A 12513-nucleotide genomic window follows, 5' to 3' on the forward strand; every position below is an offset into this window, starting at 1 on the left:
GGGTGGGCGCCCCGTGCCCACGCGTAAACGATGAGCAGACGCAGCGCTTTATAAACGCCAACACGACGCAGACTTCACGCGTGGGCACGGGGTGCCCACCCTACGTGCCGTATGCAGCACCTTATATCGAGAAATGCCGAAAAACCGTTGAAAAGCCGGCAAGCCGTTGAAAATGCGGGCCTTTTCCGCAGAAACGTACTATTCGCGTGCTATACTAGTCGGTTTCCGAAATTGGCAGCATCGTACACATCCGTACACCACGCAACTCCACCCCTGATCTCACATGTCAAATACCAAACGCGCAATTCGTAATATTGCAATTATCGCCCACGTTGACCACGGCAAAACGACCCTGGTCGACCAGCTGCTGCGCCAGTCGGGCACCTTCCGTGACAACCAGGCGGTGGACACCCGCGTGATGGACTCCGGCGATATCGAAAAGGAACGTGGCATCACGATCCTGTCGAAGAACTGCGCCGTCGAGTACGAAGGCACCCACATCAACATCGTCGACACCCCGGGCCACGCCGACTTCGGCGGCGAGGTCGAGCGCGTGCTGTCGATGGTCGACTCGGTGCTGCTGCTGGTCGATGCGCAGGAAGGCCCGATGCCGCAGACCCGCTTCGTGACCCGCAAGGCGCTGGCCCTGGGCCTGAAGCCGATCGTCGTCGTCAACAAGGTCGACCGTCCGGGCGCACGTCCGGACTGGGCGATCAACCAGACCTTCGAACTGTTCGACAAGCTGGGCGCCAACGACGAGCAGCTCGACTTCCCGATCGTCTACGCTTCGGGCCTGAACGGCTACGCCGGCCTGACCGAAGACGTGCGCGGCGGCGACATGAAGCCGCTGTTCGACGCCATCCTGCAATACGTGCCGGTGCGTGACGACAATCCGGACGGCCCGCTGCAGATGCAGATCACCTCGCTGGACTACTCGTCCTACGTCGGCAAGATCGGCATCGGCCGCATCAACCGTGGCCGCATCAAGCCGGGCATGGACGTGCTGGTCGTGAACGGCCAGGACGACAAGAGCCCGATCAAGGGCCGCATCAACCAGGTGCTGAACTTCAAGGGCCTGGAGCGCGTGCAGGTCGACGAAGCCGTCGCCGGCGACATCGTCCTGATCAACGGTATCGAAGAAGTCGGCATCGGCGTGACCGTGACCGCCGTGGATACCCCGGAAGCGCTGCCGATGCTGACCGTCGACGAGCCGACCCTGACCATGAACTTCATGGTCAACAACTCGCCGCTGGCCGGCCGCGAAGGCAAGTTCGTCACCAGCCGCCAGCTGCGCGACCGCCTCGAGCGCGAACTGAAGTCGAACGTCGCGCTGCGCGTGCTGCCGACCGACGACGACACCGTGTTCGAAGTCTCGGGCCGCGGCGAACTGCACCTGACCATCCTGCTGGAAAACATGCGCCGCGAAGGCTTCGAGCTGGCGGTATCGCGTCCGCGCGTGGTGTTCAAGGAAATCGACGGCGTCAAGTGCGAGCCGTACGAGAGCCTGACCGTCGACGTGGAAGAAGCGAACCAGGGCGGCGTGATGGAAGAACTGGGCCGCCGCCGTGGCGACCTGCAGAACATGGAATCGGACGGCAAGGGCCGCGTGCGCCTCGAGTACCTGATCCCGGCCCGTGGCCTGATCGGTTTCCAGAGCGAGTTCATGACCCTGACCCGCGGCACCGGCCTGATGAGCCACGTGTTCCACGAGTACGCACCGGTCGACACCGGCAAGGGCGAACTGGCCGGCCGCCGCAACGGCGTGCTGATCTCGCAGGATGACGGCGCCGCCGTTGCCTACGCACTGTGGAAGCTGCAGGACCGCGGCCGCATGTTCGTCGAGCACAACACCCCGGTGTACGAAGGCATGATCATCGGTATCCACTCGCGCGACAACGACCTGGTCGTCAACCCGATCAAGGGCAAGCAGCTGACCAACGTCCGTGCCTCGGGTACCGACGAAGCCGTGCGCCTGGTCCCGCCGATCCAGATGTCGCTCGAGTACGCCGTCGAGTTCATCGAGGACGACGAACTGGTCGAGATCACGCCGAAATCGATCCGCCTGCGCAAGCGCTACCTGAAGGAGCACGAGCGCAAGAAGGCCAGCCGTGAAGGCGCGTAATCGCGTCCTGGACTGCAGCCCTGTACTGACTAAAAAACCCGCCGCTTGAGCGGGTTTTTTTTGCCGGCGGCGCGTGTGCCGCCAACATGACGCAGACTTTACGCGTGGGCACGGAGTGCCCACCCTACGGGACGCGCCGCTGCGCCTGAGCTTGCTAACATGCCCTCATGCGCATTCTCTGGACTTACCTGAAACCGCACTGGCGCCTGGGCCTGCTGGCCCTGCTGCTGGCGGGTACCGCCCAGGTGCTGGCCCTGGTCGATCCGATCATCTTCGGCCGCATCATCGACCACGTCACGCAGCGCCATCCGGGCGACCCCGACCCGATGCCGCAGGTGATGCGCCTGCTCGGCCTGGCCGTGCTGGTCGCGGTGCTGTCGCGTCTGGCGAAGGCCCTGCAGGACTACGTGACCCGGCTGGTGGTGCAAAAGCTCGGGGTGGCGATCTTCAACGATGGACTGCGGCACCTGTTGCGATTGAAATTCCAGGAGTTCGAGGACCTGCGCAGCGGCGAGATGCTGGCCCTGCTGCAGAAGGTGCGCGCCGACAGCGAGCGCTTCATCAATACCTCGATCAATACCGTCTTCGCCTCCCTGGTCGGGGTCAGCTTCCTGGCCTGGTATGCGGTGACCAAGCACTGGCTGCTGGTGCCGGTGTTCCTGGTCGGGGTGCTGGTGCTGGGCGGGCTGACGGGCTTGCTGAGCCGCGAGATCAAGACCCAGCAGCGCTCGATCGTGCGCGAGACCAACCGCAATTCGGGCTTCATCACCGAGTCGCTGCGCAACATTGAACTGATCAAGAGCCTGGGCCTGACCTTCCCGGAGATCAGGCGCCTGCGCAGCCAGACCGACGCGATCTTCGCGCTCGAGATGGAGAAGGTGAAGCGGATCCGCCTGCTGTCCTTTTTGCAGGGCTCCACATTGAGCCTGCTGAAGCTGGCGATCCTGTTCGCGCTGTTGTGGCTGATCTTCCGCGACGCGCTGTCGACCGGCGAACTGATCGCGATGCAGTTCATCTCGGTGGCGATCTTCGCGCCGCTGCAGGAGCTGGGCAACATCATCCTGGCGCACCGCGAAGCCGAGGCCTCGCTGCTCAACTTCCGGAACCTGATCGACAAGCCGGTCGAGCGCCGTCCGCCCGACCCGGTCGAGATCGGCCCACTGCGGGACCTGCGCTTCGCCGAGGTGCGCTTTCGCCACAAGGGCGCACCGCACGACGCCCTGGGCGGCGTCTCGTTCGAGGCGAAGCTGGGGCAGACGATCGCCTTTGTCGGGCCCTCGGGCTCGGGCAAGTCGACCCTGGTCAAGCTGCTGGTCGGCCTCTACACGCCGGCCAGCGGGGAAGTGTTCTACAACGGCGTGGCGACGACCGACCTGCGCTACAACCGGGTGCGGCGTCAGATCGGTTTCGTGACCCAGGAAACCTACCTGTTCGCCGGCACCATCCGCGACAACATCCGCTTCGTGAAGCCGGACGCCAGCGACGAGGAGATCGTGGCGGCCATGCGCCAGGCATCCTGCGCCTACCTGCTGGAGCGCTCGAAGGAGGGGCTGGACACCGTGATCGGCGAGCGCGGCATGAAGCTGTCGGGCGGCGAGAAGCAGCGCCTGTCGATCGCGCGCGCCCTGGTGCGCCAGCCGGCGCTGCTGATCTTCGACGAAGCGACGTCGGCCCTCGACTCGCTGACCGAGGAGCAGATCACGAACACGGTGCGCGAGATCTCGGCGCGCGCCACGCAGATCACGATCCTGATCGCGCACCGGCTGTCGACCGTGATGCACGCCGATACCATCTACGTGCTGGAGAAGGGGAAGGTGGTCGAGAGCGGCGCGCACGCGGCGCTGCTGGAAGCGCGCGGCCTGTATTACGCGATGTGGCGTCAGCAGATCGGCGAGCGGCCGGTGCCGCCCGCCGCCGACTGACCGGGGGCAGGCGACGGCGGCTTGGGTCTTTTTTGAAGAAAGGTCAGCGCAGGCCGAGCAGCGCCAGCACGCGTTCGCGGCTTACGCCGACCAGCGCCGAGGTGATCGCCAGCAGCGACTCGTAGTCGTGGTTGGCGGCGGTGGCGGCGAAATCCTGGGCGGTGATCGCGAGGTCCTCGCGCGACATCTCCGGTTGCACCGCGCGCTGGGTGGCGGCGCTCAGCGCGGCGCTGGCGGCGGCCTGCGAGCGGCGCACGCGCTCGAGCGCCTGCACCACTTCGCGCAGGCTCTGGCGCAGGGCGTCGGCGTTGCCGCCGTCGTTGCCGCCGACGCGATCGATACCCTCGAGCTTCGACTGCGGCGCCACGGCTTCGGTGCTGGCGCGGCCGCGGCCCGAGATCGCGATGCTGTCGCGCACCGCCGGCCAGTTCGCTTCCTCGGTCGAGAATTCCAGGCGGCCGTGCTCGTCGAGCCTGGCGCGCACCTGCACCGGCGCCAGGGTGCGGTCGAGGCGGGCGGCGATCTGCTCCGACGTCATGCCCGGTTCGATGGCCGCCGCCAGCTGCGGGCCGCCGGCGCCGCCGACCGAGAACGCCAGGTTGACGGGAGCGGAGGCCTGCAGGGTCTCGACATCCAGGCCAGCGATGCGAAAGCGCTGGCGCGCCGGTGCGCCATCGGAGAAGCGCAGCTCGGCGTCGACCGCGCCGCCGGCCTGGCTGCTGCGCGCGGCAATGGTCGCGCTCAGCTGGCGCGCCTTGGCTTCGAGGTCGCGCGCGCCGCTCTTCAGGTTGGCCAGCTTCGCCGACAGGGCCGCCTTCACCGATTCGAGCTGGCCTGCAACCCGGTCCAGGTAGTCGAGCGCCTGCTGGGCGCTGGCGACGTCGCCCTGCAGGCGGGTGTCCCAGTTGGCCAGGCCGCGGCGCGACGGCGCCGGGGCGGGACGCGCCTGCGCGGACAGTTGGGCGGCGAGCGCCTGCTCGCGTGCGGATGCGACGCGTCCGGGCGCGCCGGCGCCGTCCGCGGCGCCGGTCGACGGCGCCGTGACGGCGTTGGTGGAAATCGAGACGCCGGCCACGGCCGGCTTGGCAAGCTTGGGACGAAGGGTGGTTTCCATCGATTACAGCGCGGAGAACAGGGACAGCGTTCCGATGCGGCTATAGGCCTTGTAGGTGGCCTGCAGGGCCGTCGAGTAACCGTTCAGCTCGGTGGCGGCGACGCCCATGTCGAGCTGGCCGATGTCGGTGATCGCCATCTGGTTCGACAGGCTGACGTTGCCGTGGTTGGCGTCCAGGGTGTCGAGGATGTTCTGCTTGCCGCCGAGGACGGCGATCTTGCCGGACACCAGGTCGAGCGCCTGGTCGAAGCCGTCCAGGTTCGCCGTCAGCACGGCGCGGGTAGCCGGGTCGTTGACGTCGAGGTTGGCGCCGTTCAGGGTGGCGATGGTGGCGTCGATGCGGTTCAGCAGGTCTTCCATGCCCTTCAGGTTGTCGTTGGCGACCTGGGTCAGGCCATTGCCGACCACCACGCGCTGCTCGTTGGTGTTGCCGGCGAAGCTGTAGCGCGCGCCCGGCGCGGCGTTGGCGTCGAACGCCATGGCCGGGGTCGAGGTCATGGTGCCGGAGAACACGTAGCGGCCTTCCTGGTCGACCGTGTTCGCGCTGAAGAACAGGCTGTCGCGCAGCGCTTCGAGCGGGTTGATCATCGCTTTCAGGTCTTCCGGCGTGTTGCTGCCGTCCAGGGCCCAGACGATCTGGTCGCGGCCGGCCGTGATGTCGTTGACCATGTTGCCGAGATAGCCTTCGTTCTTCGACAGGCGGATCTTGATCGAGGCGATGTTGTCGCGGTACTGGGTGATGGACGCTTCCTCGCGCTTCAGGCGCGACAGGCGCACGCTGTCGACCGGGTCGTCCGAAGGGACCAGGATGCGCTTGCCGGTGGCCATCTGCTGGGTGAGGGTGCTGATGCGCTCCTGGTTCAGCTGGAGCGAGCTGTTCATGTTCGACTGGTACTGGGCGGTGGCGATACGCATTGCTGACTCCTTAGCCCATCATCGCCAGCGTGGCGTCGAACAGGGCATTCGCGACCGTCATGACTCTCATGTTGGCCTGGTACATGTTCTGGTATTCGACGAGGTTGATCGCTTCCTCGTCCTGGTTGACGCCGCTGGTCGACTGCCAGTCTTCCTGGGCGTGCTTGCGCATCGTCTCGGCCGTCTTCAGGTCGGCCTGGTTGCCCTGGCTGATCACGCCGAGCTTGCCGACCAGCTGGGTGTCGGCGTCGCTGAGCAGCACGGTGCCGAGGCCGGTGACGGTGATCGGCTGGCTGTTGATGACGACCAGCTTTTGCAGGTTGCCGGTATCGCCCTGGGTGCCGTCGCTCGAGAAGGCGAGGTCGGTCGGCTCGAAGCCGTCGGCCACCTGCAGCATGCTGGTGGCGCCGGGGGTGAACACGAACAGCGGGCGGCCCTGGCTGCCGTCCATCGCGTAGCCGCTGGTGAGCTGGGCATTGACCTTCTCGGCGAGCTGGCGCGCGATGTCGGCCGTACCCTGCTGCATCGGACGCAAGGTGTTCTGTTCGAAGGTCGTCAGGCCGCCGAGCTGGCCGCCGAGCCTGGCCGCGTCCAGCGCGAAGGTGGTGTTGGCGAAATCGAGCGTGAAGCGCTGGTCGCCGGCGCCGCCGACGGCTTTCAGCTTGCCGGCGACGCCGCCGATCACCAGCGCCTGGCCGGTGCGCAGGGAGATGTCGCGCACGCCGCCCGGCTGGTCCGACACTTCCAGCGCCATCTGGCTGGACAGGGCGTCGATCGCCAGGTCGCGTTCGTCGATCAGGCTCGAGGCCGGGGCGCCGACCGCGTTGGCTTCGGAGATGCGGGTGTTCAGTGTGGCGATCTTGCTGATGTTGGCATTGGCCGAGTCGACGATCGCGCTGCGCTGCTGGCTGACCGACTGCAGCTGGGCGTTGTAGACGTTGTTCAGGCTGTTGAAGCGCTGGGCCAGCAGGTTCGAGGCGGTCAGCACTTGCTGGCGCAGCGGGGTCGAGGTGGCGTTGTCGCCGGCGACCGCGTTGAGCGAAGCGAAGAAGCCGTCGACCGCGGTCGACAGGCTGGCGGTGTCGTCGCCCATCACGCGCTCGAGCTGGGTCAGGTAGGGCTGGGTCTGCGAAAACGCGCCGGTTTCCGAGGCCGCGCGCCACATCTGCTGGCTCTTGTAGCCATCCGAGAAGCGCAGCAGGGCGCCGACCTGGACCCCGTTGCCGACCGAGCGGCCGCTGGCGTCCGGACCGACGGCCGACAGCAGCGCCGCCTGGCGGGTGTAGCCCTTGGTCTGGAGGTTGGCGATGTTCTGGCTGGTCGCCGACAGCGCCAGTTGCGATGCGAGCGCGCCCGACAGCGCGTTGGTCATGATGGTCATGGCGGTCTTCTTCTTGGAAACGGTTCTAACAGTAGAAAGGCGACCAGTTACTTGGGAACATTAAATGTTGCCGGTAATAATTGTCGAAGAATGGCGTCGGCGACGCCGAAGGCGCGCTGGCCGGCCATCTGTTTCGCCAGGATGCCGTCGGCCATGTCCTGCATGTCCTGGTTGACGCGGTCCTTGAAGACGCTGTCCTCGTCCGCCATCTCGCGCGTGGTGGCGCGCATTTCCTTAAGCATGTGCGAGATGAAGAAGCTCTCGAACTCGACCGCGGCCTTGGTTGCCTTGGCAACGTAGGCCGGATCCGGGGCCGCGCCATCGGCCGCGGGCGCCACCGTGTCGCCGTTCAGCGTGGCCTGCGCGTGCAGGGGATTCAGATTGTTATTTGTTTGCATCAGATCACCACCAGTTCGCCTTCGATTGCGCCGGCCTGGTCCAGCGCCTGCAGGATCGCCATGATGTCGTCGGGGGACGCGCCCAGGCTGTTGACGACGTCGATAATGGTTTGCAGCTTCGCGCCGGCCGGCCACTTGAACATCTGGCCCGAGCCCTGGTCGACCGACAGCTGCGACTGCGGCGTCACCGCGGTCTGGCCGCGCGACAGGGGACCCGGCTGGCTGACGCGCGAGCTTTCCGAAATCACCACCTTGAGCGAACCGTGGGTGACGGCGGCCGCTTTCACGCGCAGGCCGTCGGCGATCACCACGGTGCCGGTGCGCGAGTTGAACACCACCTTCGGCACCTCGACGCCGGCTTCGACCTGCAGGGCATTGAGCTTGGCGACGAAGGCGACGCGCTCGGTCGGATCGGCCGGCGCCAGCACCTCGACGCTGGTGCCGTCGGCGGTGGTGGCGACCTGGCCGAAGCGGCGGTTGATCGCTTCCACGACGTTGGTCGCGGTCTCGAAATGCGGCTGGCGCAGGCGCAGCAGCACTTGCGGGCGGGTCGAGAAGTCGGTCGCGATCTCGCGCTCGATCATGGCGCCGTTCGGGATGCGGCCGGTGGTCGGGGTATTCACCGTCACCGAGGAGCCGCTCTTGCCCGAGGCGTTCAGGCCGCCGACCACCAGGTTGCCCTGGGCCAGCGCATAGATTTCGTTGTCGGCCGCGCGCAGTTGCGTCAGCAGCAGGGTGCCGCCGCGCAGGCTCTTGGCGTCGCCGAGGGACGAGACGGTGACGTCGATCGCCTGGCCGCGGCGGTAGCCCGGCGGGAAGACGGCCGAGACCATCACGGCGGCGACGTTCTTGTTCTTCGCGTCCTGGCCTTCCGGCAGCTTGACGCCGAACTGCTTGAGCATGTTGAGCACCGACTGGCTGGCGAACTTCACCTGGGTCGAGTCGCCCGAGCCGTTCAGGCCGACGACGAGGCCGTAGCCGACCAGCGGGTTTTCGCGCACGCCCTCGACGCTGACCAGGTTGCGCAGCGCCTGGGCGGCGCCCGCCGGCGCGACCGCGCCAAGGACGAGCGCGGCGGCGAAAATGATACGGAAAACGGTGGTCATGCTGCGAAACTGAATCATGTTGTATTCCCTGGAGCGCCTGACGCCAGGTCAGGGCAAAAGGCGCATCGTCGAAGACAGGACACCCTCGGGCGGCGCGACGATGCGGCGCCGCCCCGGGTTGGTTTGACTGCTTAGAACGGCATCAGCGGGCCGGTGAAGAAGCGGGTCAGCCAGCCGGCCGAATTCGCGTCCGCCAGCACGCCCCTGGCCGAGTAGGCGATGCGGGCGTTGGCCACGCGCAGCGACGACACCTGGTTGTCGCTGTCGATGTCGGCGGCGCGCAGGTAACCCTTCAGGCGCAGGAATTCCTCGCCCTGGTTCAGGGTCATGTTCTTTTCGCCGGCCACGCGCAAGAGGCCGTTCGGCAGCACTTCCTGCACGATCACGGTCAGCGCGCCGGACAGGGCGTTCTGCTGGGTGCTGGTCGAGTCGCCGGCGAAGCTGCGGTCGGCGCTGATGTCGACGCCGGTCTTGCCGAAGGACTTGCCCAACAGGCCGAGCGGGGCGACGCCCACCGACGAGCCCTTGTTGAAGCTGGTGCCGGCGCGCTTGCTGGCCTGGGTGGTCTCCTGCAGGATCACGGTGACGACGTCGCCGACGCGATACGCGCGGGCGTCCGAGGTCAGCGAGATCGACTCGGCGCTGAACACGCCGCCCGAGACGCCACGCTGGGCGGTCGGCGCGACCGGCAGCGGCTCGTCGTCCGCCGCCGGGACGAGCGGCGCGCGCGAGGCGCAGCCGGCCAGGAGCAGGGCCGCGGCGAGCGCGGCGATGCTGGAGCGTTTCATTATCGCGCTGCCTGTGCCAGGTATTGCAGCATGTTGTCGGCGGCGGACAGCACCTTGGTGTTCATCTCGTAGGTGCGCTGGGCGGCGATCATGTCGACCATCTCTTCGACCACCTGCACGTTCGAACCTTCGAGCGCGCCCTGTTTCAGCTTGCCGAGGGCGCCTTCGCCCGGCTGGCCTTCGTTCGGCGCGCCGCTGGCGGCGGTTTCCTGGAACAGGTTTTCGCCCAGGGCCAGCAGGCCCGCCGGGTTCACGAACGAGGTCAGGGTCAGGGCGCCGATCTCGGTCGGCGCGGCCTGGCCGGGGATGGTGGCCGAGACGGTGCCGTTTTCGGCGATGGTGATCGCGGTGGCGTTGTTCGGCACGGTGATCTGGGGCACCAGCGGCAGGCCCTGGGCATTGACCAGGGTGCCGTTGGCGTCGATCTGCAGCTGGCCGGCGCGGGTGAAGGCCGGTTCGCCGTTCGGGCGGCGCACCTGCAGGAAGCCGGCGCCGGAAATGGCGACGTCGAGCTGCTGGCTGGTGGTCTGCAGCGAGCCGTTGGTGAATACCTTCTGCGTGCCGACCAGGCGCGTGCCGTTGCCAAGCTGGACGCCGTTCGAGACGGTGTTGTCGGCGCTCTGCGCACCCGGCTGGGCGTCGACCTGGTAGAACAGGTCCTCGAACACGACGCGGTCGCGCTTGAAGCCGACAGTGTTCACGTTCGCCAGGTTGTTGGCGATGGCCTGCAGTTTTGCGTCTTGCGCCTGCACGCCGGTCTTGCTGATCCACATTGCTGGATTCATGAAATTCTCCTTGAGTGTCGGCTACCGTTGGAGCGCCGCTCAGGCGCCCAGTAAGCGGTTCCCCGCCTCGTTCATCTTGTCGCCGGCCTGGAACAGCTTCATCTGCAGCTCGAAGCTGCGGTTCAGGGCCATGGTCGCGACCATCTCTTCGATGGCCGACACGTTGCTGCCTTCCAGGGCGCGCGAACGGACCGTGATGTTCGGGTCGGCGGCCAGCTGGTCGCCGTTGCGCGAGACGATCAGGCCGGCCTCGTTCTTGGTCAGTTCCGGGCCTTCGGCCGTCACCAGGCGCAGCTTGTCGATCACCTGCATGGTGGTCGCGCCTTCGGCCATCACGGAAATCGTACCGTCGGTGCCGATCTCCACCGCCGAGTGCGGCGGCAGCACGATGGCGCCGCCTTCGCCCAGCAGCGGTCGGCCGTTCACCGACAGCGCGCCGTTGGCGTCGATGTCGATCGCGCCGGCGCGGGTGTAGGCCTCGTTGCCGCCGAATTCGACCGCGAAGTAGCCGTTGCCGTTGATCGCCACGTCGAGCGCACGGCCGGTCTCGCGCACCGTGCCCGGCTTGGTCGAGATCGCGTCGGCCTGGGTGCGCGCCATGTGCACGTCGTCGTAGCCATAGCCGCCGAGCTGCTGGCTGGTCACCAGTTCCAGGTTGGCGCGAAAGCCCGGCGTGTCCATGTTGGCCAGGTTGTTCGCATGCACCTGCTGGGCGCGCAGCGTGTGCTCGGCGCCGGAGACGGCGGTGTAGATCAGTTTGTCCATGCCGGTTCAGCCCTTAGTTCAGGGCCTGCATCAGGCTCTGCATCATCTGGTTCTCGGTCGTCAGGACTTTCGAGTTCGCCTGGTAGTTGCGCTGCGAGGTCATCAGGCCCACCAGTTCCGAGGTGATGTCGACGTTCGAGCCTTCCAGCGAGCCGGTGTTCAGCTTGCCCGCCAGGCCGCTGCCCGGGGTGCCGTACAGCGCCAGGCCGGAGGTGGCGTTGGCTTCCCAGCTGGTGTCGCTGATCTGGGTCAGGGCGCCTTCGTTGGCGAAGGTGGCCAGGGCGATGGTGCCGACGACCTGCTTCTGGTCGTTGCTGTAGCGCGCCACCACCGAGCCGTCGGCGGCCAGCTCGACGCCGACGTAGGTGCCCGAGGCGTAGCCGTTGGTGCTGTTGGTGGTGGTGGTCGCTTCGCCGGCGAACTGGGTGGTGCCGCTGTAGTCGATCGTGAACTCGATCGGGGCCGCGCCGTTGGTCGGCGTCAGGGTCAGCGCGCCGCTCTTGATCACCGGCGGCAGCTGGCCGGTTTCCGAGAAGGACAGGGTGGTCGCGGTCGCGGTGTCCGGGGCGGCGCCGTCGAAGCCGTAGTACACGCTCACGGTGTTGGCCGGGGTCGCGTTCTTCACGAAGTACTGCGACACGGTGTGCTGGGTGCCGAGCGAATCGAACAGGACCGACTGCTTGACCATGTTGTAGCTGTTGGCGTCGGCGCTGTTGAAGGTGGAGGTGACCGGCACGGTCCAGTCGGCCGACAGGTTGCCCACGAAGTTGACGCCGGTCGAGGCCGAGGCGGCGATCTGGCCGGTCGGGATCTTGACGTCGCCCATCACGCCCAGGTTGCCGCCGACGGTCGGGCCGTAGCCCTGGACCTTGCGGCCGGCGGCATCGACAAGGAAACCGGTGTTATCGGCGGAGAAGATGCCGACGCGGCTGTAAGCAACGCCGCCCTGCGCGTCGCGGCTGACGAAAAAGCCGCGGCCCGAGATGGCGGCGTCGAGCGAGCGGCCGGTCGATTCGACCGAGCCGTTCTGGCCGATGTTCTGGGTCAGCGAGCCGACGGTGACGCCGTTGGCCTGTTCGCCCGCGTACAGCGAGGCGAAGTTGGCGCGGCTGCTCTTGAAGCCGTAGGTGCTGGAGTTGGCGATGTTGTTCGACACGGCTTCCAGCTGCTCATTGATGGCCTGGATACCGGAAAGGGCGATGTTGAAGCTCATGGCT

General features: G+C 66.9%; 11 protein-coding genes. 2 read left to right on the forward strand and 9 right to left on the reverse strand.

The window, feature by feature from the left end:
• Nucleotides 1-283 precede the first annotated feature (283 nt).
• The gene (gene typA / locus ACFOPH_RS24225) at nt 284-2122 is read left to right on the forward strand and encodes a translational GTPase TypA (RefSeq protein WP_312551914.1); all 1839 of its coding nucleotides are present in this window, start codon (nt 284-286) and stop codon (nt 2120-2122) included.
• A 167-nt stretch (nt 2123-2289) separates the two neighbouring features.
• The gene (locus tag ACFOPH_RS24230; protein ID WP_379737674.1) at nt 2290-4044 is read left to right on the forward strand and encodes an ABC transporter ATP-binding protein; all 1755 of its coding nucleotides are present in this window, start codon (nt 2290-2292) and stop codon (nt 4042-4044) included.
• Between the two features lie 43 nt (nt 4045-4087).
• Here the strand turns inward: ACFOPH_RS24230 and ACFOPH_RS24235 are convergent, their stop codons facing one another.
• The 9 genes from ACFOPH_RS24235 to ACFOPH_RS24275 all read right to left on the reverse strand — a co-directional run bounded on the left by ACFOPH_RS24235 (nt 4088) and on the right by ACFOPH_RS24275 (nt 12509).
• A complete protein-coding gene (locus ACFOPH_RS24235) occupies nt 4088-5158 on the reverse strand; it encodes a hypothetical protein (protein ID WP_379737676.1) in 1071 nt (356 codons plus the stop codon).
• Between the two features lie 3 nt (nt 5159-5161).
• Nucleotides 5162-6073, reverse strand: a complete 912-nt coding sequence (gene flgL / locus ACFOPH_RS24240; protein ID WP_379737678.1) for a flagellar hook-associated protein FlgL — start codon at nt 6071-6073, stop codon at nt 5162-5164.
• 10 nt (nt 6074-6083) lie between these two features.
• Nucleotides 6084-7454 carry a flagellar hook-associated protein FlgK gene (flgK, locus tag ACFOPH_RS24245; RefSeq protein ID WP_379737680.1) on the reverse strand — a complete coding sequence of 457 codons (1371 nt, stop codon included), beginning with the start codon at nt 7452-7454 and terminating at the stop codon, nt 6084-6086.
• 47 nt (nt 7455-7501) lie between these two features.
• Nucleotides 7502-7852: a rod-binding protein gene (locus ACFOPH_RS24250; protein ID WP_379737682.1), complete on the reverse strand. Its 351-nt coding sequence runs from the start codon at nt 7850-7852 to the stop codon at nt 7502-7504.
• Entirely contained in the window at nt 7852-8958 is a 1107-nt protein-coding gene (locus ACFOPH_RS24255) for a flagellar basal body P-ring protein FlgI (RefSeq protein WP_312553706.1), read from the reverse strand. The genes ACFOPH_RS24250 and ACFOPH_RS24255 overlap by 1 nt, the downstream gene beginning before the upstream one ends.
• Before the next feature lie 131 nt (nt 8959-9089).
• Nucleotides 9090-9746: a flagellar basal body L-ring protein FlgH gene (flgH, locus tag ACFOPH_RS24260; protein ID WP_379737684.1), complete on the reverse strand. Its 657-nt coding sequence runs from the start codon at nt 9744-9746 to the stop codon at nt 9090-9092.
• Nucleotides 9746-10531 carry a flagellar basal-body rod protein FlgG gene (flgG, locus tag ACFOPH_RS24265; RefSeq protein ID WP_312553052.1) on the reverse strand — a complete coding sequence of 262 codons (786 nt, stop codon included), beginning with the start codon at nt 10529-10531 and terminating at the stop codon, nt 9746-9748. Before flgG ends, flgH begins: the two co-directional genes overlap by 1 nt.
• Before the next feature lie 39 nt (nt 10532-10570).
• Entirely contained in the window at nt 10571-11296 is a 726-nt protein-coding gene (locus tag ACFOPH_RS24270) for a flagellar basal body rod protein FlgF (protein ID WP_312553055.1), read from the reverse strand.
• Nucleotides 11297-11309: 13 nt separating this feature from the next.
• Nucleotides 11310-12509 (reverse strand): flagellar hook protein FlgE, encoded by a 1200-nt coding sequence (locus ACFOPH_RS24275; protein WP_379737686.1) that lies wholly within the window; start codon nt 12507-12509, stop codon nt 11310-11312.
• Nucleotides 12510-12513 lie beyond the last annotated feature (4 nt).

The sequence above is a fragment of the Massilia haematophila genome, assembly GCF_042647645.1.
GTDB lineage: Bacteria > Pseudomonadota > Gammaproteobacteria > Burkholderiales > Burkholderiaceae_D > Telluria > Telluria haematophila.

Bases quoted from the DNA above. Each gene is read 5' to 3' on its own strand.
- typA (WP_312551914.1), top strand. From the start codon at position 284: ATGTCAAATACCAAACGCGCAATTCGTAATATTGCAATTATCGCCCAC.
- ACFOPH_RS24230 (WP_379737674.1), top strand. From the start codon at position 2,290: ATGCGCATTCTCTGGACTTACCTGAAACCGCACTGGCGCCTGGGCCTG.
- ACFOPH_RS24235 (WP_379737676.1), bottom strand. From the start codon at position 5,158: ATGGAAACCACCCTTCGTCCCAAGCTTGCCAAGCCGGCCGTGGCCGGC.
- flgL (WP_379737678.1), bottom strand. From the start codon at position 6,073: ATGCGTATCGCCACCGCCCAGTACCAGTCGAACATGAACAGCTCGCTC.
- flgK (WP_379737680.1), bottom strand. From the start codon at position 7,454: ATGACCATCATGACCAACGCGCTGTCGGGCGCGCTCGCATCGCAACTG.
- ACFOPH_RS24250 (WP_379737682.1), bottom strand. From the start codon at position 7,852: ATGCAAACAAATAACAATCTGAATCCCCTGCACGCGCAGGCCACGCTG.
- ACFOPH_RS24255 (WP_312553706.1), bottom strand. From the start codon at position 8,958: ATGACCACCGTTTTCCGTATCATTTTCGCCGCCGCGCTCGTCCTTGGC.
- flgH (WP_379737684.1), bottom strand. From the start codon at position 9,746: ATGAAACGCTCCAGCATCGCCGCGCTCGCCGCGGCCCTGCTCCTGGCC.
- flgG (WP_312553052.1), bottom strand. From the start codon at position 10,531: ATGAATCCAGCAATGTGGATCAGCAAGACCGGCGTGCAGGCGCAAGAC.
- ACFOPH_RS24270 (WP_312553055.1), bottom strand. From the start codon at position 11,296: ATGGACAAACTGATCTACACCGCCGTCTCCGGCGCCGAGCACACGCTG.
- ACFOPH_RS24275 (WP_379737686.1), bottom strand. From the start codon at position 12,509: ATGAGCTTCAACATCGCCCTTTCCGGTATCCAGGCCATCAATGAGCAG.